This window comes from Bacillus paralicheniformis (assembly GCF_002993925.1).
GTDB classification, from domain to species: Bacteria; Bacillota; Bacilli; order Bacillales; family Bacillaceae; genus Bacillus; species Bacillus paralicheniformis.
Genome location: NZ_CP023665.1, coordinates 3,505,491 through 3,527,933 on the forward strand (window position 1 = coordinate 3,505,491; position 22,443 = coordinate 3,527,933).

The following is a 22,443-nucleotide window of genomic DNA, read 5'->3' on the forward strand; positions in this document are numbered from 1 at the left end:
TATGTGCCGGCTCCCTTATACTTTTTCGGGAATTGCGCGCGTCTGCTGCTTCCGCCCCCAGCTGACTGCCGCCAAAAAGCTGAGCACGAGAACGACCGCACCAAAAATATATGGAATTTCCACGTTCACATCGAATAACAGACCGGCCACCGTCGGTCCGACAATGTTGGCAAGGCTCATAAACGCATTGTTCATGCCTGCGGCAAAGCCCTGTTCATCACCGGCCATTTTTGAAATCAGCGTATTAATTGCCGGACGAAGGATGGACGTCAGCATGAAGAAAACAATTGTTGCACCGAAAACGAGCCAGTACGAACCGGCAATCGAGCAGACCGCAAGCGCTGCGGCTGAACCGATCAGCGTCATGTTCATCAGCTTTTTTTCCCCGAAGCGGTTCGTCAGCATCCCGAGGGCCACCGCCTGGACGAACACGCCGATCAAGCTTGCCGCTGTAATGACAAAGGCAATGTCTCCCGGTGTAAAGCCGTGCTTATGATCGACATAAAGGCTGAATACCGCCTCAAAATTCATGATCCCGAAGTTCAGGATGAACACGAGGACAAACAGAAAAGCATACGGCGATCGCAGCGCGCGCGCCATTTGCTTAGGAAGCGGTTCGCGCTTTTGAGCGGAGCGGCGCTTTTCAAGCATCTTTTCTTGACTGAGCGTTTCCGGGAGGACAAAAAGCGATAAAACCGTCGCCAAGCCGGCTAATCCGGCTGACACGTAAAACGGAAAAGTGAGCCCGTACGCAGCCAAATATCCGCCGGCTCCCGGACCGATGACAAAGCCGAGAGACATCGCGGCGCTGATCAGCCCCATCCCTTTGCTTCGATCCTTTTCCGATGTGATGTCGGCGATGTAGGCAAACATGGCCGGCACCAAAAACGCCGCTCCCGCTCCGCCGAGAAGGCGGGAAACAAACAGCAGCCACATCTGGCTCGCCAAGGCGAAAAGCAACTGGGAAACCGCAAACGCACCGATGCCTAAAATGATCATTTTCCGTCTTCCGTATTTATCGGTCATTTCCCCGGCAACGGGCGAAAACAGCAGCTGGGTAATACCCGAAGCCGCAATCAGCAACCCGAGCGTGCTGCCTGACGCGCCGAATTCTTCTATAAACGTAGGCATGAGTGGAATAATCAAGCCTATACCAAGCATAACGATGAACACGTTCAGCATGAGAATATACAATCTGGCCATTTTTTTCATCCGCGGATACCTTCCTTAAAGCCCGATAATACCGGACAATCTTAAATTCGATCAATTACTAAATTAGTATATCCACAGATAGGTTCAAAGTCTAGTTTTTTCATATTTTTGCATATTTTTTCTTCTGAAGGAATGATGGGAAAATAAAAAAGCGGAGGATTCCCCCGCCTTTTTATCCATTTACGACCAGCCGACAGCGTTAGCAAACAGCAGGAAAAGCACGGCCGCTCCCATCCAGAGGCAAAACAGCGGAAGGATGAATCGCAGCCACTTGTTCCAGGCAATCCGGCTGATCGCAAGCGTCGCCATAAAGTAACCCGATGTCGGAAAGACGATGTTTGAAAAACCGTCGCCGAATTGGAAAGCCAGAATTGCCGTCTGCCGCGTAATTCCGACAATATCAGCCAAAGGCGCCATAATCGGCATCATTATTAAAGCCTGTCCGCTTCCGCTTGGAACAAAAAAGTTAAACAGCATCTGTGTGAAAAGCATCGCCGTAACCGTTAAATAAGAAGGAAGTTGTGAGACCGCATGAGACAAGCCGTAAACAATCGTATCCATGATCTGCCCGTCGGCCATAACGACCGCAGCAGCTCTTGCAATGCCGCAAATCATCGCCCCGACGAGCACTTCTTTAAAGCCCTCATTAAAGGACTCGGCAATGTCTCTCGAGCTCATGCCGGCAATGTAAGCAGGAATGATGCCGAGCGCGAGGAAATAGCCCGCCATTGTCAGCATATCCCACCTGAAATAAATGACACAGCCAATCAAGCCGGCAAACAACCCAAGCGCCGCGATACCGGCCCATTTCACCCGTCTGCCTGCTTTAAAAGCAGGCACCGCTTCTACTGCTTCTTTCCCCGTCAGGCTTTTTTCAGGATGCGCCCTGACCTTTTCCGCATATTTGAGCACATATACAGCGGCAATCGCCGTAATGACAACAAAGATGACCGCCCTGTACCCCATCCCTGAATAAAGCGGGAGACCGGAAATCATTTGTGAGGTTCCTACGGTAAAAGGGTTTGTCAAAGCGCTCGTAAAGCCGGCGATCGTCCCGCACAACGCAATTGCTGCTGCTGTCATCCGGTCATATCCGAAAGACAGCAGCAGCGGAAGAATGACAGGGACGTAAACGATGGAAAGCTCAGGCGTCCCGATAAAACAGGAAATGCCGGAAAAAACGAATATTAAAACAGGTGTAACGAAAACCGGTTTGTTCCTGAACTGACCCGCCAGCAGACGGACACCGAGCTCAATGACAGACGCTTTCCGCAGAACGGCAAAAGCGCCGCCAATCACAAATGTAAACACGATAATCGGGGCCGCTTCTGTCATCCCTTTCGGAACAGCCGTAAGCAACCCCAAGATATCAACCGGCGTCTGTTCGATCCGTTTGTAGGACGCCGGATCAATCATTTCCCTGCCGTCCGGACTTTCCACCCGTTCATATTCGCCCGCCGGAATCACATATGTCATAAGCGCCATTAGACCAATCATGACAGCCAGAATGACATAAATATGCGGAAATTCCTTTTTGCTTTTTTCTTTCTTGTTCACGTCTTCTGTTTTGTAAGCCGGCATTCCCATTTTCGATCATCCCCTTTTCCATGTTAACTTTTTTAACATATTAAATGATTACAGCATTAATCGCATTGAAAAATCCTCTAAATTTCAGCATGTTTTCAGTTAAAATACCTAAATCTACACGGCCAATCCAGAAAATCGTCATATTTTCTATCAAGTATTAAGCCGACAATCTCGACTGTTCCTTTTCTGCATTTTCATGTAAAGTCATAAGAAAGATCAGCATGTAAAGGAGAGAGTTCACATTGCAACAGTGGATTAAAGAAGTCGCAAGAGGAAAAAGGGGCGCCCGCGATTTAACTTATGAAGAGGCCAAACAGGCTGCAGAAGCGATCGTTACGGGAAATGCCAGCCCCGTCCAGACCGCCGCATTCTTAATAGCGGAGCGGATGAAAACAGAGTCCCCTGAGGAATTGCTCGCGTTTACCGAAGCATTGCGGAACAGCTCGAAAACACTGAACCTTTCCAAAGCTGTAAAAGATGCGGTCATCGATTTTGCGGGACCTTACACAGGAAGACATTCTTTTTTAGCAACCATTCCCGCCTCGCTCCTTCTCGCAGGAAACGGAGTCCCCGTGTTTCTCCACGGCAGTGATGCATTGCCGCCCAAATATGGAACGAGTGTAAAAAATGTCCTAGACAAACTCGGAATCCCCTCTGAGACTGATCCTGCGCAAACGGCACACTCACTGGAAGAGGCCTCAATCGGATTCGCAGCCGCCGAAACATTTTGCAAACCGTTTGTTCGGATGAGGAAAATTCGCGAAGAGATCGGCATCCGCACCGTGCTGAATACAGCTGAAAAACTGGTCAACTTCTCTGATGCCGACAAGCTCATGATTGGCGCGTTTCACCGGACGGCCATTCAGAAAATGCATCCCGTTTTTCAGCACTTGACGTACAAAGAAGTGTTCATTGTCCAGGGGGCGGAAGGCTCGGAAGACGTACCGGTCCACAGAGGCAGCTTTGTGTTTACGATAAAAAACGGCGTGATCGATTCCTTTATATTAAAGCCGGAAAAATTCGGGCTTTACGCAGATGAAGCAAAGCTCAACAAACCGCTGTCTGCTGAGGAACAGGCGGAAAAAATAACGGCCGTTCTCGCCGGAGATGAATCGGCCGATACCGAATACGAAAGAAAACAAGTCATCATGAATACCGCATTGCGCTATTATTTGTTCGGACACTGCGCGGCCATTGAAGAAGGCGTCCGAACGGCGGAAAAACAGCTGAAAGAAAAAGCCGGCCTGGAAGCCCTCGAGAGGTGGAAAGCTTCATTTACAAGACCGTAAGAAAACCGTAACCAAAATGATATTTCCTTTTCATGAAAAGATTGGATAATGGAAGAAATGAAAAGGAGGGAATCGAAAGATGAACCGAAAGTGTCTCATACCGTTTATTTTGATGCTGTCAGCGATGTGCGCGCCCACCCAAAACGCAGAAGCCTTCCAGTTGTTTTCCTTACACGTCCAGCCCCATCAGTCCTCGGCTCCGGCGGATTACTATGAACAGGCGCAAGGCAAAACAGGCGAAGCTTTAAAACAAGCGCTTCACGACACAATCGACGATCATAGAGAGCTTTCTTACAGCGAGGTATGGGAAGCGCTGAAAGCAACGGACGAAGATCCGGCCAATCGAAATAACGTGATTCTCTTATATTCCAGAGAGTCGCGCTCTAAACAGGCGAACGGGGGGCAAACTGGCGATTGGAACCGCGAGCACGTATGGGCAAAATCGCACGGTGATTTCGGAACAAGCAAAGGACCCGGAACAGATTTGCATCATCTCAGGCCCAGCGATGTGCAAGTAAACGCCGCCCGCGGAAACCTTGATTTCGACGAAGGCGGCAGCCCCTATCCCGGTTCTCCCGGAAACCGCTATGACGGCGATTCCTGGGAACCTGACAAAAGCATTAAAGGCGATGTCGCCAGAATGATTTTCTATATGGCGGTCCGCTATGAAGGGGACGACGGCCAGCCGGATCTTGAAATGAACGACACAACGAACAACGGATCTAAACCGTACCACGGAAAAATGTCGGTTTTATTGAAATGGCACCATGAAGATCCTGTCGATGCCCTTGAAAGAAAGCGGAACGACATCATCTATCAGCAATACCAGCATAACCGCAATCCATTCATTGATCACCCTGAATGGGCGGAGGATATTTGGGGCTCAGGCGTTTTGAATTGAACAAAAAAAGCGCCTGCCCGGCGCTCTTTTTTTAAACCTCTCTTTTTTTGTTCAGCACACCGATTTTAGGGCCAGTTCAAATTCATGGTATCCCGCGCGCCTGCAAATATTGGATTCAAACGCTTGTCAAAACGTCTCCTTCTTCAGCATGTCGAGAATGTCAAACAGCGTATGTTTGATGACAAATTTGCGATACTCAGCGGAACCCTGCGCATCGTCCAAAACAGGGCCGGGAAAGCGGCTGATCGCCTTTTCCACCCTTTGATCTACAGGGAGCGATTCGTCATTCAACGCAGATTCCACTTCTGATGAACGAAACGGAAAAGGGCAGACACCGCTAAATGCACAGCGGACGCGTCCGTCTATTTCAAGAGCTGAAATCGTCGCCAAAGGATATCCCGTATCCCATTGCTGCCTCACTTTTATGCTTGCAAAAGGCTGATGAAGATAGCGTTCTTCAATCAAAAGGAAAATGAGGATTTCTCCCTTGTTCAGCTTCAGCTGCTGATCGAATACGTCGTGAATCAAATAGCGCTTTTCCCCCTTGTCTCCGATCGTCACCACTTTGCTGTCGGTTAATAAAAAAGGCAGCACTGCTTCGCGGTAAAAGATCTGCCCGCAAATATTGCCGCCAAGCGTAATCTTATTGCGCGCCGTATGGTCGGCCACTTCCCTTACCGCTTTGCTCAACAATGGAAAGCCGCCGTTTTCCGTGATCTCTGTCAATGTTAATGCTGAGCCTAAAGCGAGGTGGCGCCGTTCAAATTGCAGAGTTCTGCACTCAGGTATGTCTTTAATATCGATAACGGCATTTGGATGAATCACCCTCAGCCGTCCTGGTATTAAATGTTCTGTTCCGCCGGAAAAATAAGCCGGCTTTTTCCCCTTGCGCTCCAAGCTTTGAAAGAGCTTTACCGCTTCCTGCGCAGATTGGGGCCTGTAATACTCAAAGTCAAACTGGATCATGGCGACCCTCCTTTTACTTTCCAAATTTGTTCGGGAATCAGAGGCGGCCGATTGAACCGAACACCTGCCGTTCAAAAAAACCGGCATGCACTACGAAGAAAGTCATATGGTTTTCTCAAAATTTTCCTCCATGGATTTATATTGAAAAATTTTCTATTTTAAAACTGTAAACAAGAAAAAAGTTCACTCTAGCTTCGAGTGAACTTTTTTTTGCAACATGATTCAACTTTCAAGCGCGCCGGCCGGATCATATAAAGCGATATCAAGCTCAGGCTCTTCTCCCAAGGCGAGCCTTGCCAATTCCGCGCCAAGGTAAGGACCTGACGTGAGCCCTGAAGCGCCAAGGCCGTTGGCAACAAGCAGCCCGCAAATGTTCGGCAATGAGCCGATCACGGGGAGAAAGCCTGGTGTAAACGGCCTGAATCCTACACGCGTCTCAAGCAGCTCACTCAATTCCAAACCCGGCGCAACAGCAAGCGCCTTTGAGAAAATTTCGTGAAGGCCGCCAGCCGTTACCCGAAGATCATCAAGCTCCGCTTCATTTTCGTGAGTAGCGCCGGCAACGATCCGGCCGTCTTCAAATGCCAATATGTATTGGTCATTCGGAGGCATCACAACAGGCCAGCTGCCGGTATCCGCCTCCGGAAGACGAAGATGAACAATCTGCGCTTTTTGGTGGCTGACTGAAAAACGCACGCCGAGCGGCTTCAAAAGCTCGGCCGCCCAAGCGCCCGCTGTGACCAGCACCTGATCAGCGTATATTTTTTTGTCCGCTGTGGAGATCCCTGTTACCCGGTTTCCTTCATAGAGCAATGAAGCGTTTCCGGCAACAACTGAAGCTCCGTATTTCTGTGCGGCATTCACAAGTGAGCGGCGGAGCAAATTTCCGTTTACGCGCGCGGCGCCGCTGATATGAACCGAGCCGTACCCCTCTGCCAAAGGCGGAAATAAACGCTTCGTTTCCTCATGGGATAAACGGGTGATCTCGCCGATTTCAGGGGCATCCTTGCGCCTGAGATGCGCCCGTTCTTCCATTTTCTCCAGCTTTCGCTCGTCTGTATGCAAGCTGATAGCGCCTGTCCGTTTATACCCCGTATCCGATTCTCCGTCAGCTTCAAGCTGCTTGATTAAATCGGCGTAGTACGCCGCTCCGCCTTTTGCAAGCTTGTACCATGCCTGGTTTCTGCGCTGCGAAAGCCAGGGGCAGACGATACCCGCCGCGGCATCTGTAGCCCTTCCCCGCTCTCCGCGGTCAATCAAGGTCACTTCCGCGCCCTTTTTTGCAAGATGATAAGCGGCAGAAGCGCCGAGGACGCCCGCTCCGACTACAATAAAAGATTTCATGATTAACACCTTTTTCATTTCTGTTTATTTACAAATATAACGGATCACATCGATGGAACACAACCTAACCAACGGCTACCGATATCACGCCAAGCACCATAAAGACAGCCGCGACAATTCTAAGCCGTCCGAAACCTTCAGACAAAAGAACCGCCCCCATCACCGTTCCGATTAAAATGCTGATTTCCCGAACCGGTGCCACATAGCTGACCGGAGCAAATACCATGACACTCAGCGCCAAAATATAAGCCAAAGAGTTAAAAACCCCCACCCCGACAGCTTCCATCCGGTGATGCTTCCACTCAAAGCGGACTTCGCTCCAGCTTTTCGCGGCAAAAGGAGTCAATATGATCAGACGGCCGAGCGTATTGCAATAATCAAGCAGCAACGGCGGAATGAGAAACCGGCTGACCGCTGCTTTATCAAGGAGGGTATATGCGGCAATAATACCGCCGACCGCCAGCCCGTAAAGAACCGGTGTGAGCGAGCCTGATTCTTTTAACCGCTTGACTCCCCCTGTGAAAAAAAGAATGCTGATCACAATCAAAAGAATCCCTGTTATTGCGGGCAGCGTCAATGATTCGCCAAAAAAGGCGACCGCCAGCACACAGGTGAGCAGCGGGCCAGTTCCTCTCGCAATAGGGTAGACGAGGGAAAGGTCGCCCTTTTTGTACCCTTTTTGAAGAACAAGAAAAAAGCCCAAGTGTGCAAGGATGCTCGCCATGATAATGGCAAGCTGCCAGATGCCGATCTCAGGCTTTTCATATATGACAACACCTATGGCCAACGGCGTGTAGACAACGGCTGCAATCGCTGTGAACAGCCAGATAAATGGAACGCCTCCATCGGCTTTTTTTGAAAGGTAGTTCCATGATGCATGGATAAATGCAGAACATAATAATACACAAAAACCCACGGCAGTCATTACACAGCCCTCCGTTCATCATAATGGAGCTCAATGTTTGATGACAATGTAGCGCTTCAATTCCCCATGCCATTTCTTTCCTTTAACAGCATCCACCCAGACGTCATACTTGCCCGGTTTCAGCTTTTTCGTCGGGAAGCTCACCCGAAAATGAGATTTTCCGCGTGTTAAATGAACATCTCGATAGATCAGGACAGTTCCTTTTTTATTGATCAGCCGGACAGCGATCATCGTTCCCGTAACAGGACTCTTTCCAGTGACAACGATCGAAGTGGCTGATTTCGTATATGTATTGGCATCCGTCCTGAATTTCACCGCGCCTTTGGAAGGCATAGCAAAGGCTTCTGTACTCCCGGCAAATGCGGCCAGCAAGAAAACAGCGGCTGTCAACACAGCCTTTTTCAACATTTTCACTGGTCATATCCTTTCTTATACAGTATGAATGTCACATGCTATACCCTTCATTATACATGACAATATGATCTAATAAAGATATTTTACAAGAAGATCCTGTTCTTCTTTTAATGGACAAATACTGTATAAGTGGGTGAAAGGGGATGATTTAATTGTATCAATCAAAGGAGAAAAGATTAAGACAGGTATAAAAATTGTTGATGAAGATGGATATTTTCATGATGATCTTTTTCTCGCAGGCAGCCTTGTGGAAATACTCGTCGATCGAATAGCAGCCCGATTTTTTTAACAAATTTGCTTTTGCCTGGAACACAAGGCGCGCTTCATTTTATACCCATTAAATGACAATATATTAAAGAAAAAAGTAATTTAATAATGTATTGCTAGTTCAAGTCGTGAATTCCAATAAAATAAAGCCCTTCTAGCAAAATGAGAAGGGCTGTTTTGACATGCTAATTTGCTGGAATGCGCACTGAATTTATATCAAAATTATTACATCAATAATCAGAGAGTGCTTAGGATTGTAGTCTATCAGCGACTTTAAATGTAGCGTTATCTGATTGTGCAACAGAAACACCTACTATACCTATAGTCCCTATAAACAAAACAACACAAAGCAATATTTTAGCCTTCATTTGCTATCCCACTCCTTTGAATTTGTCGTCTCGCATCATATGCAATACGGTAGAACTCAAGAGCGTCGTAAATCTTTTCTCTTTTCGTTAAAGCTTCAGCCACTATAACCCCGTAATCTTCCATATCTGCATACATGCCATTTTCCCTGAAAAACTTGAATGAATCTCTGATTAAATCTAAATCGAACGATAGGTATAACCCTTTAATCATTTCCAGCTTTGCAAGGATATCAAAATTCCTATTATTCTCAGCTACTTCCTTCCCTTCAAGGTATGCGTCTTCTGCGTTACCCAATTTACGAAGTTTTGCCATAACATAGGACAAATTAAACAGTGTTTTAGGCAAGAAACTCAGATATCCATCCCTATATAGATTCAGGGCTTCCTTCAAATGATTGGATGACTTTTCAAGTTCTTCAAGCTGATTATAACATATTCCGAGATTCAAATGCGATGAGCCAATTAAATGATCAGCACCGAGATTATTGGATTCCTCAAGCGCTTTATGTAAATTGACTAAGGCTTTTTCTGGATACATTTTGTCAATTAAATTCCCTGTAAGAATAAACTGACATTGAACTCTTCTCTCCCCATAAGTGTCATATTTTTTATATATGTTATATGCACGGTTCGCGTAATTCATCGAAAAGAATGTTTGTTTCATATGATAGTAAACTTCTGATGCCTTGAAATAAAATTCTGCTTTTTCCAACTCATCACAATCAAAAGAATCAAGCTGTTTCTCGGCATTCCTGTAAAAATTCAACGCAAGTATCAATTCTTTTTGTCTGAAATGATACATACCTGCGAAGAATTGATAGTAATATTCCAACATTCCTTCAAGGCTGTTCTGATCTCGAATTTTTTTGAACTCATCAAATCGACTCGCTAAATTACCTCCAGCATCAGAATACATATAATCAAATTGAAGGTTGTGCCGAAACAACAATAAGTTATAATAGACAATCACATCTTGATTTTGCTCCATTTGTTCTAATTCTCTTTCAACTTCTTTCCTAGTATCTTCTGCCTTGCCAGGCCAATTGTTTTTTAGGGCGGTGTACCAAAAATTCATTTTCGTCGCAACCAAATCATATGGTATTACGCTCACTTATCCTCTTCCTTTCTCGTAAGATTATAATTTTTCAGAAATATCAGCAGGTTTTTCCTTTTTCTTCATAGTAATCATTTTACATAAAAGAATAATTTTTCACAACAACATTCTAATAAATCTTTAAAAGTTAGAGGTTCTTTGACCTGATCAATTTGATTCATTTTTACTGTTGAATTTTAGGATTATAAAATTGGGATCAGAAAAGTAGTAGGATTATATATATCTGTTGGTATGATAAAAGGTAGTATAAAATGCGGTTTCTTTTGTTGAAACGTATCGTCACAGAATCGTTAAGAGAATATAAAATTGAGTCAGAGTTCTGACCGCACTTATCAAACCAGTGTTCCTCCGAACCGTATGATATTATAACTCAAAATTGAAACCGTCAAGCCGAAAAAAAACCGTAGATATACCCCCATCTTGTCAATAAAAATTGAAGACAGGCAATAGTTTATATCTACGGTGCACAAACACATAAAATGATGCCGGGTAAACAAATCGAAATCTGCTATAACCGATGGACGACCCTACCACCTTGTTTAAAGTTGCTTAAAATAGTCTTAACCACAAATATTAGTCGCTCTGCTAATTAAGCTCCAAATCCGCGGAATAATTTGGTTTATCTTATTATAATCCGGACCTGCGACAACCACAATTTCATAAAATCGATATTGATCAATTCTTAAATGTATAATCACAACTGTGTGATCATCGGTTAAGCAGGTAACTGCACGGGCATGATTCACTACATTTGAGTAGTAATACCTTAACTCATTTGCTATGCATTCCTTGTGTCGTGCAATGTCTGAATAACTGTTGATGTTGGCTGAATAATTGACCGATGGATAAGCCATTTAATTTTCCCCCTCAGAAAATTTCCGAAAGTTATTATTTTCCAGTCATCAATTATATGCCTACTGCAAGTTAATTGTTACTTCTAAGAAATAAGTTATTCTCCCTGTTGTTGAATAAAAAAAGCAGGGTTTCCCCTGCCAATCCCCACTGCTGTAGAGAGATCAAACAAATACTTAGAAAAAAAGAAGAAGACGAACTTCAAAAGTTCGCCTCAACATTTTTTATATATTAACCAATAGACCCTTCCATTTCGAACTTGATCAAACGGTTCATCTCAACCGCGTATTCCATCGGCAGTTCTTTTGTGAACGGCTCGATGAAGCCCATGACGATCATTTCTGTTGCTTCTTCTTCAGAAATGCCGCGGCTCATCAAGTAGAAGAGCTGCTCTTCAGATACTTTTGATACTTTCGCTTCGTGCTCCAATGAAATGTTGTCGTTCAAAATTTCATTGTATGGGATTGTATCAGAAGTTGATTTGTTGTCCATGATCAGCGTGTCGCATTCGATGTTTGAGCGGGCGCCTTCGGCTTTGCGTCCGAAGTGGACGATTCCGCGGTATGTGACTTTTCCGCCTTGTTTTGAGATCGATTTTGAAACGATTGTGGATGACGTATTTGGTGCAAGGTGAATCATTTTCGCACCGGCATCCTGATGCTGTCCTTTTCCTGCGAGAGCGATAGAAAGCGTCATGCCGCGCGCGCCTTCGCCTTTCAGGATAACGGCAGGATATTTCATTGTCAGCTTGGAGCCGATGTTTCCGTCGATCCATTCCATTGTCGCGTTTTCTTCACAGACCGCACGCTTTGTCACAAGGTTGAAGACGTTGTTCGCCCAGTTTTGAATCGTTGTATAACGGCAGTATCCGCCTTTTTTAACGATGATCTCAACAACCGCGCTGTGAAGGGAGTTTGTTGTATAAACAGGTGCTGTACATCCCTCTACATAGTGAACGTGAGCGCCTTCGTCGACGATGATCAGCGTCCGTTCGAACTGTCCCATATTTTCTGAGTTGATGCGGAAGTATGCTTGCAGCGGAGTATCAACTTTTACGCCTTTTGGCACGTAGATGAATGATCCGCCGGACCATACCGCAGAGTTCAAGGCCGCAAACTTGTTGTCAGTCGGCGGGATGACTTTTGCCCAATGCTCGCGGAAAATGTCTTCATTTTCTTTGAGGGCGCTGTCTGTGTCTTTAAAGACGATCCCTTGAGACTCAAGATCTTCTTTCATGTTATGGTAAACGACTTCTGACTCATACTGCGCAGATACACCGGCCAAATATTTTTGCTCAGCTTCAGGGATTCCGAGCTTGTCAAATGTTTGTTTGATTTCCTCAGGAACTTCATCCCATGATCTTTCTGAACGCTCAGAAGGCTTTACATAGTACGTGATTTCATCAAAGTTCAATGAGTTTAAATCTCCGCCCCATTGCGGCATTGGCATATTGTAGAAGTGTTCAAGAGATTTCAGGCGAAAGTCGAGCATCCACTCCGGCTCTTCTTTCATGCGTGAAATTTCTTCAACGATTTCTTTTGTCAATCCCCGCTCTGAACGGAAAATGGAAACGTCTTTGTCGGCAAAACCGTATTTATATTCGCCGATATCCGGCATTTTCTTAGCCATCCATTTTCACTCCAATCTTTATTCGTTATCGCTGTTTTCTTTGGAAACGCCTTTTTCAAGGGCTTTCCATGACAATGTTGCACATTTAATCCGGGCCGGAAATTTTGAAACGCCTTGCAGTGCTTCAATATCGCCTAAATCGATCGAATCGTCGTAGTCTTTGCCCTGCATCATATCTGAAAAGATCTGTGACATCTGAAGGGCGGTCTCCACGTCTTTCCCTTTGATCGCCTGTGTCATCATGGACGCAGAGGCCATTGAGATTGAGCATCCTTCGCCTTCAAATTTTGCATCTTCTACTTTACCGTCTGTTATCTTCATCGTCAGTCTGATTCGGTCACCGCATGTCGGGTTGTTCATATCAACAACGATGCTGTCATTTAAAACCCCTTTGTTTCTCGGGTTTTTGTAGTGATCCATTATCACCTGGCGATACAGTGTATCCAAGTTCACATTAAAAGACATTTGTGAAATACTCCTTTGTCTTCTGAAGAGCTTCAATCAGTTTGTCGATGTCTTCTTCCGTATTATACAGATAAAAGCTTGCTCTTGCAGTGGCGGAAACGTTCAGCCATTTCATCAAAGGCTGTGCGCAGTGATGACCGGCTCTGACGGCGACCCCTTCTGCATCAAGCACGGTTGCCACATCGTGCGGATGAACGTCTTCAAGGTTGAATGTCACGAGTCCTGCACGTTCGGCCGGACCATAGACAGTCGCGCCTTCAAGCTCTTTAAAGCGCTCCAGGGCGTAGGCCGCCAAACGGTGTTCATGCGCCAATATTTCGTCAAGTCCGATGTCTTCAAGGAAGTCAATCGCCGCTCCCAATCCGATCGCACCGGCAATGATCGGTGTGCCGGCTTCGAATTTCCAAGGCAGCTCCTTCCAAGTCGATTCGTAAAGACCAACAAAATCGATCATTTCTCCGCCGAATTCTGCGGGTTCCATGTTTTCAAGCAATGCTCTTTTTCCATACAATACCCCGACCCCGGTCGGACCACACATTTTGTGGGCTGAAAACGTGTAGAAATCGCAGTCCAAATCCTGGACGTCAATTTTCATGTGAGGCGTGCTTTGCGCACCGTCTACGACCATGACCGCGCCGTTGTCATGCGCGATTTTGGCTATTTCCTTAATCGGGTTGATCGTACCGAGAACGTTTGAAACATGCGCAGCCGAGACGATTTTTGTATTTTCCGTCACCGTTTCCCTGACATCGTCCAAGGAAATGGTTCCGTCTTCCTGAAGCGGAATGTACTTCAGCGTGGCGCCGGTTGCTTTGACAGCCTGCTGCCACGGAATAATATTCGCATGGTGCTCCATCGGTGTAATGACGATTTCATCACCAGGCTTGAGGTTTGCGCGGGCATAGCTGAGCGCAACCGTGTTCAGGGCCGTTGTCGTACCCCTTGTAAAAATAATTTCCTGCATCGACTTCGCGTTTATAAACTTCCTGACCTTCTCACGAGCTCCTTCATATCCATCCGTTGCTTTCGTTCCTAATGTATGAACGCCGCGATGGACATTGGAATTGTAAGAGTTGTAATACTCATCAAGCGTCTCGATGACAACGCGCGGCTTCTGCGAGGTAGCCGCGCTGTCCAAATAAACGAGATCGTGTCCGTTGACCTGTTGGCTGAGAATCGGAAACTGTTCGCGAATATCTTTGGCATTCATTATTTTACTTTCCTTTCAATAACAGAGACCAGCTGCTTCTTCACGCCTTCGATCGGAAGTTCATTGACAACCGGTGCGAGGAAGCCGTAAATGACGAGGCGCTCTGCTTCTTCTTTTGGAATTCCGCGGCTCATCAAATAGTAGAGCTGAACCGGATCGACGCGGCCGACGGATGCAGCGTGTCCTGCCGTTACATCGTCTTCATCGATTAACAGGATCGGGTTGGCGTCGCCGCGCGCTTTTTCACTCAGCATAAGAACGCGTGATTCCTGCTCTGCATTTGATTTTGACGCGCCGTGCTCGATTTTTCCGATGCCGTTGAAGATCGAAGATGCGGAATCTTTCATAACGCCGTGTTTTAAAATATAGCCTTCTGAATGCTTTCCGTGATGAATGATTTGCGTTGTAAAGTTTTGAGTCTGTTCTCCTCTGCCGACGACAACCGTTTTCGTATCGCCGAATGTGCCGTCTCCATGCAGATTTGTCGTGTTTTCAGAAACGGTGTCTCCGTCATTCATTAAACCGAGCGCCCATTCAATTTTGCTGTCGCGTCCGAGTGCAGTTCCGCGGCGGCTGACATAAGCCGTCACCCCTGCGGAAAGGTTGTCGACCGCACCGTATTGCACGCGGGCATTCGCGCCTGTGATCACTTCTGACACGATGTTAAAGACCGCTTCCTTAGGGTTCACAGTGCTGATGTAGTTTTCTACATATGTGACTGCACTGTTGTCATCAGCAACGACAAGTACATGGTTAAAAAGCGTTGTATCATTGCTTTCATGGACATAAACAGCTTGCACCGGCGCTTCCAGTTCGACGTTTTTCGGAACGTAAAGGAAGGCTCCGCCGTTCAGGAGGGCTGCATGCAATGCCGTTAATTTATGCTCATCGGCTTTTACGCCGTCTTTCATAAAGTATTTTTTGACCAGCTCGCCGTGTTCGCGGAACGCAGTATGAATATCTGTAAAGATGACGCCTTTATCCTGCAGCTCTTTTGAAAGAGAAAGGTAAGCCGGCGTCTGGTCTCTTTGGACATAAAGCGTTTTGTCTTCATTTCCAAGATCGATCAGCGATTTGACCTCATCTGAAAGATCATCCAAAGAATCAAGCGGTTTATTTTCTACAGTATGCTTATCAAACCGTGTAAAATTCCAATTTGTAATTTTCGTTTTATCAGGTTTCGGCAGCTGCAGATCTTCTGCTTTTTCAAGCGCTTCTAAGCGTAGATCTTGCAGCCATGCAGGTTCCTGGTGCTTCTCAGAGAAGCTTTTGACATATTCCCGATCTACAGATAGTTTTGTTTCCAATGTCATGTTTATCCCCCTAACGCTTACGCTTCTTGACCGACAGTTTCGTCTTCGATTCCAAGCTCATGCTTAATCCAGTCATATCCTTCAGCCTCAAGGCGCTGCGCCAGCTCAGGTCCGCCGGATTTCACAACGCGGCCCTGCATCATGACGTGCACGTGGTCAGGCGTAATGTAGTTCAAGAGGCGCTGATAGTGCGTGATGATCAGGCAGCCGAAGTCCTCGCCGCGCATTTTGTTGATTCCTTTTGAAACGACTTTAAGGGCGTCGATATCCAAACCTGAATCGATTTCGTCAAGAATCGCGATTTTCGGTTCGATCATCATCAGCTGAAGAATTTCGTTGCGTTTTTTCTCACCGCCTGAGAAACCTTCGTTCAAGTAGCGCTGCGCCATATCAGGGTCCATTTCAAGAAATTCCATGTTTTCGTCCATTTTGCGGATGAATTTCATTAAAGAAATCTCGTCGCCTTCTTCTCTGCGCGCGTTGATCGCTGAACGGAGAAAATCGGCATTTGTAACACCGCTGATTTCACTCGGATACTGCATAGCCAAAAACAGGCCGGCCTGAGCGCGCTCGTCCACTTCCATTTCCAGAACGTCCTTGCCGTCAAGCGTGATGCTTCCTTTTGTTACTTCGTATTTAGGGTGCCCCATAATCGCCGCGGATAAAGTTGATTTACCCGTTCCGTTCGGTCCCATTACAGCGTGGAATTCCCCGCCTTTTATTTCAAGGTTTACACCTTTTAAAATCTCTTTTCCTTCAATCTCAACGTGAAGATCTTTGATTGTTAATGTCGAAGCAGCCATGAAATATACCTCCAATATATATAATCATCATTCTCAATTTATTCTCATTCTAATTTTATAACAAATGAAAAGTGAATACAACAATAGTCTTCCTATCTTTTCGTGTACATGTTCTCAAGTTTAACAAAAAACGTTTTGTTCTTAAAGAGATTGGGACAAGAAAACTTCCCGGACGAGAGATGTGTACCTTACAATCAACAATCTATAGAAAAACAGCGGGAATTACGAGCGGGAACGGTTTGATCCCAGGCTGCACGATTCATGACGGGAACAGCGCTCCCCTTCTATTTGGACCGTCACATGCTCCACGTTGCATTCTTTCCTTAGATATTTTGATACTTGTTTTAAGATTCTATCCCTGTCACTGTTTTCGTCTACCACGATATGGCAGCTTAATGACGGCATATCAGATGAGATCGACCAAATGTGGAGATCGTGAACCTCTCTGACTGACGGAATGGAAAGCAGGCCGTTTTTAAGCGCTTCCGCATCAATGTCTTTCGGTTTTCCTTCCATTAATATATGCACCGAGTCTTTCGTCACCCGCCACCCGCTGACAAGAACCAAAGCCGCGACGGCGGCGCTTGCGATTGGATCAGCGATATTCCAATTGAAGAAAAGCATGAGGAGGCCTGCGATAATCGCGCCGAAAGATCCCAGCATATCACCGATGACGTGCAAAAATGCGCTCCGCATGTTTAAATTCCCGCTTGTGTCGCCTTTCATTAATATCCAGGCTGCAGCAATGTTGACGAACAAACCAACCGTTGCAATTGCGAGCATGCCACTGCCGGCGACTTCCGGCGGGCTGAAAAAGCGGTTGTACGCTTCCCAAAAGATATAAAGTGAAATCAAAAGCAAGGTGATTCCATTGATAAACGCAGCCAAAATTTCAAAGCGCCTGTAGCCGAATGTTTTGCTCACAGTTGCGGCCTTTTCCCCAATTTTAAACGCCAAGAGGCTGAAACCAAGCGCTGCAGCGTCGCTGAGCATATGTCCCGCATCTGACAGCAAAGCGAGGCTGTTCGTCAATATCCCGCCTATCACTTCAATGATCATAAAAGTAAAAATCAAACCGAAGCTGATCAACAGCGCTTTTTGATTTGCTGATCGGCTGCCATGGTGGCTGTGACCTGTGTGATCGTGAGAGTGGGCCATCATAAATCCTCCTTTTAATATATGATCATATATTCATATTTAAATTTTACCTTTTCCTTCACTTATGGTCAAGCGGATTCTAAAGACATATAGAAGGACGGATTGACATCCGCCCCCCCTCGTTTTATCCGATCATGGGTAAATTTGATACGATCTGCTTGCTTTTTTGATGCTGCTCTTCGCGCCTTTTCTCAACTTCAAGCCGGTTCACATGGCTTCTGCTGTACTCCTCGTACCCCATTCCATGCGACTTGTGCATCGCTTTTTCCATTTCGGCCGTGAATTCAAGGTCAAGCTGATCTTGGCTTGAACAAATAATGAATCATCCTTTCAGAGATTTTCTTTCATAGTACCAGTTATATACAAACTCTTCAAAGATGTGTGTGCTTTCAATATGCTTTCACGGACAAAAAATCAATGCTTCATTTGCTGGAATTCTTCCATCGCCTGCAGAACGAGCGTGACAGCTTGGCTCATGGCCGCGCCCCCGCCAAATGCCGCAGTTACGCCGACCGCTTCAAGAATTTCTTCCTCCGACGCTCCGCAATCCAGGCAGCCCTTGATATGATAAATAATGCAATATTCATCCTGTGTATTAACACTGATGCCCAGTGCGATCAGCTGCTTATCCTTTTCGCTGAGCGCGCCTTTTTTAAAGCATTCCTCTGTAAATTCGTTGTATTTGGCGGCAATTCCGGGCATTTTTTCGGAAAAGATGCCGATCCCTGCTTTATATTCATGCAATGCGGATTCGATAATGCTTTCTGATTCATGCTGATTCACGTTTTGTTCCTCCATTTTCAGTTGGTAGTCTTTTTTTATTATGAGCCTCTTTTCAAAAAATACGCTAAAAAAACCCCGGTTTTCTCCAAAACCGGGGTGTTCTTTCATTTACTCAGAAACAGAAATGACAGAGCCTTCATATTTTTTGTCGATGAACTTTTTAATGTCCTCAGAGCGCAATACGTCCATCAGAGCTTTCACCTTGTCAGAATCTTCGTCGCCTTTGCGGACGGCGATGATGTTAGCGTAAGGATTGTCTTTTGGAGACTCAAGCTCGATTGAATCAGTTTTCGGATTGAGCTTGTTTTGGATCGCGTAGTTCACATTGATGAACACTGCGTCAGCTTCATTGGCTTCGTATGCTTTTGCCGTCATTTCAGGCGCCACATCATTTTTGATTTTGAGGTTTTTCTTGTTTTCTGTAATATCTTTTACTGTCGCATCCACTTTTTCAATGCCTGATTTCAGCTTGATCAGTCCGGCATTTTCAAGCATTGCAAGCATGCGGCCCTGTTCAGCGGCGTTGTTGCTCATAATAATTTTTGCACCGTCAGGAAGGTCTTTTAAAGATTTATACTTTTTAGAGTAAATGCCGAATGGCTCAAGGTGTACCGCGCCGACGTTAACAAGATCGTAGTCTTTATTTTCTTTCATTTCCTGTTCAAGATACGGGACGTGCTGGAAGTAGTTCGCATCGAGATCTTTCGTTGCAAGCGCCTTGTTGATCAGTTTGTAGTCCGTGAAATTTTTGATTTTAAGCTCATAGCCTTTTTCTTTCAAAAGTGGCTTTGCTTCTTCAAGGATTTCAGCGTGAGGCGTCGGCGTCGCTCCGACTGTGATGACTTTGCTGTCTTTATCCCCTTCGCTGCTGGAAGATCCGCAAGCGGCTAAAACGCCTGCAAAAATGATGAATAAAGCTGTTAATAAACCTTTTTTCATGTTGATGTCCTCCCTAACGTTTGTCTAATTTATTTGTTATAAAATCCCCGATAAACTGGATGATAAACACAATAGCTAAGATGAAAATAGTGGCGATGAGTATAATATCGGGATTGTTCATCTGAAAACCGTTTACATAGGCAAGGTTCCCGAGTCCGCCTGAACCGATTGCTCCGGCCATCGCCGTCGAACCGATCAGTGCAATCGCCGTAACCGTAATGCCAGAGATCAAGGCCGGCATCGATTCGGGCAGGAGCACTTTAAATATGATCGTCGATGTTTTGGCTCCCATCGATTTTGCCGCTTCAATCACGCCCTTATCAACTTCGCGCAAAGCGATTTCAACCAGGCGGGCATAGAACGGAGCGGATGCGATAATCAAAGCCGGAAGTGCGGCGTTCGGCCCCAAGATCGTGTTCATTAAAAACTTTGTGAAACCAAGCAGCAAAATAATCAATATAATAAAAGGAATAGACCTGAACACATTGACGATTGCCGAGATTACACCGTTCACGACTCGATTCTGCCAAATGTTTCCTTTTGAAGTCAGATACAGCAGCATACCGAGAATCACTCCGATGATAAAAGCAAACAATAGGGAAATTCCTGTCATATATATCGTTTCATACGTAGCTTCCCACAGCTGCTCCATATCTACGTTTGGAAACAGTTTTTCAAACATTCGTGATCACCTCTGCTTCTACTTGACGGCTCTTGATGAAATCGACCACATCATTGACCTCGTTTTCATATCCGTCGACATGAATGAACAATGAACCGTATGCGCCGTCCTGAGTTTGCGAGATTTTGCCTTGAAGGATGTTGACTTCAACATCGAACTTCCGAATGATCTGTGTGATCAGCGGCGATTCGGCCGCTTCACCGACGAAGGTGAGCTTGATCGTCCGCCCCGATGTCGTTTCTTCGAGGAAATGCTTCAGCGTTTCCTGTGTTTCCACCGGTTCTGTTACCTGCTGAACAAAGCGCTTTGTCATTTCTTCCTGCGGCTTGAGGAATACGTTCAGCACATCGCCTTCTTCCACGACCTTTCCGTTTTCCATGACGGCCACTCTGTGGCAGATTTTCCTGATGACATGCATTTCATGAGTAATCAGGACAATGGTCAGTCCGAGCCTTTCATTGATATCGGACAGAAGACCCAGGATCGAGTCAGTCGTCTGCGGATCAAGCGCTGATGTCGCTTCATCGCATAAGAGAACTTTCGGATTGTTTGCGAGCGCCCGAGCGATGCCGACGCGCTGCTTTTGGCCTCCGCTAAGCTGTGAAGGGTAGGCATTTTCCTTGCCTTCAAGTCCGACAAGCTTTATCAGTTCAGCGACTCTTTTCAGACGTTTTGCTTTGCTGACACCGGCGATCTCCAGCGGAAACGCAATATTGTCGCGGACCGTTCTTGACCACAATAGGTTGAAGTGCTGGAAAATCATGCTGATTTCCTGCCTTGCATTCCTCAGCTTCTTCCCTTTGATCTCACTGATTGTTCTGCCGGCTACTTCAACCGTGCCTGAAGTCGGCTGTTCAAGTCCGTTCAAAAGACGGATCAAGGAGCTTTTTCCAGCTCCGCTATATCCAATAATTCCGAAGATTTCACCTTTTTTAATCGTAAGGGTGACATCCTGGACAGCATTGACATCTCCATGCTTTGACCGATAAATCTTTGAAACATTTTGAAGATTTATCAAAAGCCATCACCTGCTTTCTTGCTCAATTCTCATAGTTGTCTAAATCCCTGATCAAACAATGAAAAAAGCCTTTCTGCACACATGAGCAGAAAGGCTTTTGAATAGTCTGGGCCTTTCTCTCATCTTTCAAAGCATAACGCTTCGTGTGAATTGGCACCATTTCAACACGTGTTGATGGTTGCCGGGTTTCATAGGGCACTTCCCTCCACCTCTCTGGATAAGAGAATCATATATTTATTTTTTGATTATTATGATCGGAATTCTTAAAGTAGGATATCATGCGAAAAAATAGTTGTCAACTATTTTTCGTAAGACAATCGGCCTACGGCGAAAAGAGACGAACGTAAACGCTCGTCTCTGTCCGACTTATACACGGAATGTGCCGATTTTTCAAATTTTTAAAATGTCTCTGAATAAAGATCGCTGTTTTTAAAAAAGCCGTCCGTCAGCCATAAAATCGCTTCAAGCTTCAATAAAGCTCTGAATGAGCCTTTTACTTGAACAGTGCCGCGCTGTACGAGATGCTGCAATGAAATATCGCCGTGAAGAAGGTCAATAATCTCGCTTTGCTCTCCAAAAAAGGTCAAATGAGCTTTCTCTGCAAGAGAAGATTTTTCCATTTCTCCTTTTTCGTTGATCGCTAACGTAAAAGCTTCTTTCTCGCCTTGAAACGTAATCAGCAAAGCCGTTGTCGATAATAGAGGTTTTAAAAAAAGAGCCTTGTCCTCTCTTTCTATCAATCCCATTTTCTCCAACTGTATAACCTCCTGTAAATTGGTCATACTTACAGATTCTCTGTCTGCCGCAGGAGTTCCTTTAGGAATTGCTCGACAAGTTTTTGCTGGTTATTTCCCGAGAAATATGTCAAAACCGCCCTTAATCCACAACATTTTGTTTAATCGTATCGTATAAGTAGGAAACGGAGTGAAAAGCGTATTCTTTTTTGACGACTTCCCCGTTTTTGTAAAGGATAAAGCATGGAACGCTTTCTATTTCCTGCTGCTTGGCAAATGCCGGGGAATAATTGAGATTGTTTTTATAAAAAGGAATGTCCTTTATCATTTCATCAACGACTTCCAGCATTCTTCCGGCCAGCTGACACGTTCCGCAGAACGGCGTGTATACATATAGAAGACAGGTCTCATGTTCAAGCCGTTTTAGCTCTTTTTCTTGGAGTTCTTGCATCTGTTGAACCGCACCTCAA

22 protein-coding genes and 1 riboswitch are annotated in these 22,443 nt (G+C 45.6%); of the genes, 2 read left to right on the forward strand and 20 right to left on the reverse strand.

What is annotated here, in order from left to right:
- Positions 1–15 precede the first annotated feature (15 nt).
- The gene (locus CP943_RS18000; RefSeq protein WP_020452856.1) at positions 16–1,212 is read right to left on the reverse strand and encodes an MFS transporter; all 1,197 of its coding nucleotides are present in this window, start codon (positions 1,210–1,212) and stop codon (positions 16–18) included.
- 180 nt (positions 1,213–1,392) lie between these two features.
- Positions 1,393–2,799 (reverse strand): YfcC family protein, encoded by a 1,407-nt coding sequence (locus CP943_RS18005; protein WP_023856201.1) that lies wholly within the window; start codon positions 2,797–2,799, stop codon positions 1,393–1,395.
- Between the two features lie 242 nt (positions 2,800–3,041).
- Between CP943_RS18005 and CP943_RS18010 the strand changes: the two genes are divergently transcribed.
- Positions 3,042–4,088: an anthranilate phosphoribosyltransferase gene (locus CP943_RS18010; protein ID WP_023856202.1), complete on the forward strand. Its 1,047-nt coding sequence runs from the start codon at positions 3,042–3,044 to the stop codon at positions 4,086–4,088.
- 79 nt (positions 4,089–4,167) lie between these two features.
- Positions 4,168–4,989 (forward strand): endonuclease I family protein, encoded by an 822-nt coding sequence (locus CP943_RS18020; RefSeq protein ID WP_020452859.1) that lies wholly within the window; start codon positions 4,168–4,170, stop codon positions 4,987–4,989.
- A gap of 126 nt (positions 4,990–5,115) precedes the next feature.
- On the opposite strand, the gene CP943_RS18025 is transcribed toward CP943_RS18020, so the two are convergent.
- The 18 genes from CP943_RS18025 to CP943_RS18110 form a co-directional block, all read right to left on the reverse strand.
- The gene (locus tag CP943_RS18025) at positions 5,116–5,955 is read right to left on the reverse strand and encodes an FAD binding domain-containing protein (RefSeq protein ID WP_020452860.1); all 840 of its coding nucleotides are present in this window, start codon (positions 5,953–5,955) and stop codon (positions 5,116–5,118) included.
- Positions 5,956–6,177: 222 nt separating this feature from the next.
- Positions 6,178–7,299 carry an NAD(P)/FAD-dependent oxidoreductase gene (locus CP943_RS18030; RefSeq protein ID WP_020452861.1) on the reverse strand — a complete coding sequence of 374 codons (1,122 nt, stop codon included), beginning with the start codon at positions 7,297–7,299 and terminating at the stop codon, positions 6,178–6,180.
- Positions 7,300–7,363: 64 nt separating this feature from the next.
- Positions 7,364–8,224 (reverse strand): DMT family transporter, encoded by an 861-nt coding sequence (locus CP943_RS18035; RefSeq protein ID WP_020452862.1) that lies wholly within the window; start codon positions 8,222–8,224, stop codon positions 7,364–7,366.
- A 30-nt stretch (positions 8,225–8,254) separates the two neighbouring features.
- Positions 8,255–8,638 (reverse strand): hypothetical protein, encoded by a 384-nt coding sequence (locus CP943_RS18040; protein WP_023856206.1) that lies wholly within the window; start codon positions 8,636–8,638, stop codon positions 8,255–8,257.
- Positions 8,639–9,262: 624 nt separating this feature from the next.
- The gene (locus CP943_RS18045; protein ID WP_020452864.1) at positions 9,263–10,384 is read right to left on the reverse strand and encodes a Rap family tetratricopeptide repeat protein; all 1,122 of its coding nucleotides are present in this window, start codon (positions 10,382–10,384) and stop codon (positions 9,263–9,265) included.
- A gap of 563 nt (positions 10,385–10,947) precedes the next feature.
- Entirely contained in the window at positions 10,948–11,241 is a 294-nt protein-coding gene (locus CP943_RS18050; RefSeq protein WP_105981206.1) for a hypothetical protein, read from the reverse strand.
- A gap of 229 nt (positions 11,242–11,470) precedes the next feature.
- Positions 11,471–12,868 carry a Fe-S cluster assembly protein SufB gene (gene sufB, locus CP943_RS18055; protein ID WP_020452865.1) on the reverse strand — a complete coding sequence of 466 codons (1,398 nt, stop codon included), beginning with the start codon at positions 12,866–12,868 and terminating at the stop codon, positions 11,471–11,473.
- Positions 12,869–12,886: 18 nt separating this feature from the next.
- The gene (gene sufU / locus CP943_RS18060) at positions 12,887–13,333 is read right to left on the reverse strand and encodes a Fe-S cluster assembly sulfur transfer protein SufU (RefSeq protein ID WP_020452866.1); all 447 of its coding nucleotides are present in this window, start codon (positions 13,331–13,333) and stop codon (positions 12,887–12,889) included.
- Positions 13,323–14,543, reverse strand: coding sequence for a cysteine desulfurase SufS (gene sufS / locus CP943_RS18065; RefSeq protein WP_075212651.1), 1,221 nt, complete (start codon positions 14,541–14,543; stop codon positions 13,323–13,325). The genes sufU and sufS overlap by 11 nt, the downstream gene beginning before the upstream one ends.
- Positions 14,543–15,856 carry a Fe-S cluster assembly protein SufD gene (sufD, locus tag CP943_RS18070; RefSeq protein WP_105981207.1) on the reverse strand — a complete coding sequence of 438 codons (1,314 nt, stop codon included), beginning with the start codon at positions 15,854–15,856 and terminating at the stop codon, positions 14,543–14,545. Before sufD ends, sufS begins: the two co-directional genes overlap by 1 nt.
- 17 nt (positions 15,857–15,873) lie before the next feature.
- Positions 15,874–16,659 (reverse strand): Fe-S cluster assembly ATPase SufC, encoded by a 786-nt coding sequence (gene sufC, locus CP943_RS18075; protein ID WP_020452869.1) that lies wholly within the window; start codon positions 16,657–16,659, stop codon positions 15,874–15,876.
- A gap of 222 nt (positions 16,660–16,881) precedes the next feature.
- A complete protein-coding gene (locus tag CP943_RS18080) occupies positions 16,882–17,817 on the reverse strand; it encodes a cation diffusion facilitator family transporter (RefSeq protein ID WP_105981208.1) in 936 nt (311 codons plus the stop codon).
- A gap of 414 nt (positions 17,818–18,231) precedes the next feature.
- The gene (locus CP943_RS18085) at positions 18,232–18,615 is read right to left on the reverse strand and encodes a carboxymuconolactone decarboxylase family protein (RefSeq protein ID WP_031305044.1); all 384 of its coding nucleotides are present in this window, start codon (positions 18,613–18,615) and stop codon (positions 18,232–18,234) included.
- Positions 18,616–18,708: 93 nt separating this feature from the next.
- Positions 18,709–19,539, reverse strand: a complete 831-nt coding sequence (metQ, locus tag CP943_RS18090) for a methionine ABC transporter substrate-binding lipoprotein MetQ (RefSeq protein WP_095292329.1) — start codon at positions 19,537–19,539, stop codon at positions 18,709–18,711.
- Positions 19,540–19,552: 13 nt separating this feature from the next.
- The gene (locus tag CP943_RS18095) at positions 19,553–20,221 is read right to left on the reverse strand and encodes a methionine ABC transporter permease (protein ID WP_003185053.1); all 669 of its coding nucleotides are present in this window, start codon (positions 20,219–20,221) and stop codon (positions 19,553–19,555) included.
- The gene (gene metN / locus CP943_RS18100; RefSeq protein ID WP_023856214.1) at positions 20,214–21,239 is read right to left on the reverse strand and encodes a methionine ABC transporter ATP-binding protein MetN; all 1,026 of its coding nucleotides are present in this window, start codon (positions 21,237–21,239) and stop codon (positions 20,214–20,216) included. Before metN ends, CP943_RS18095 begins: the two co-directional genes overlap by 8 nt.
- A gap of 116 nt (positions 21,240–21,355) precedes the next feature.
- A riboswitch (SAM riboswitch) is annotated at positions 21,356–21,463 on the reverse strand.
- Between the two features lie 174 nt (positions 21,464–21,637).
- Positions 21,638–21,994 carry an SCP2 sterol-binding domain-containing protein gene (locus tag CP943_RS18105; RefSeq protein WP_020452875.1) on the reverse strand — a complete coding sequence of 119 codons (357 nt, stop codon included), beginning with the start codon at positions 21,992–21,994 and terminating at the stop codon, positions 21,638–21,640.
- A gap of 121 nt (positions 21,995–22,115) precedes the next feature.
- Positions 22,116–22,424, reverse strand: coding sequence for a thioredoxin family protein (locus tag CP943_RS18110; protein ID WP_023856215.1), 309 nt, complete (start codon positions 22,422–22,424; stop codon positions 22,116–22,118).
- Positions 22,425–22,443 lie beyond the last annotated feature (19 nt).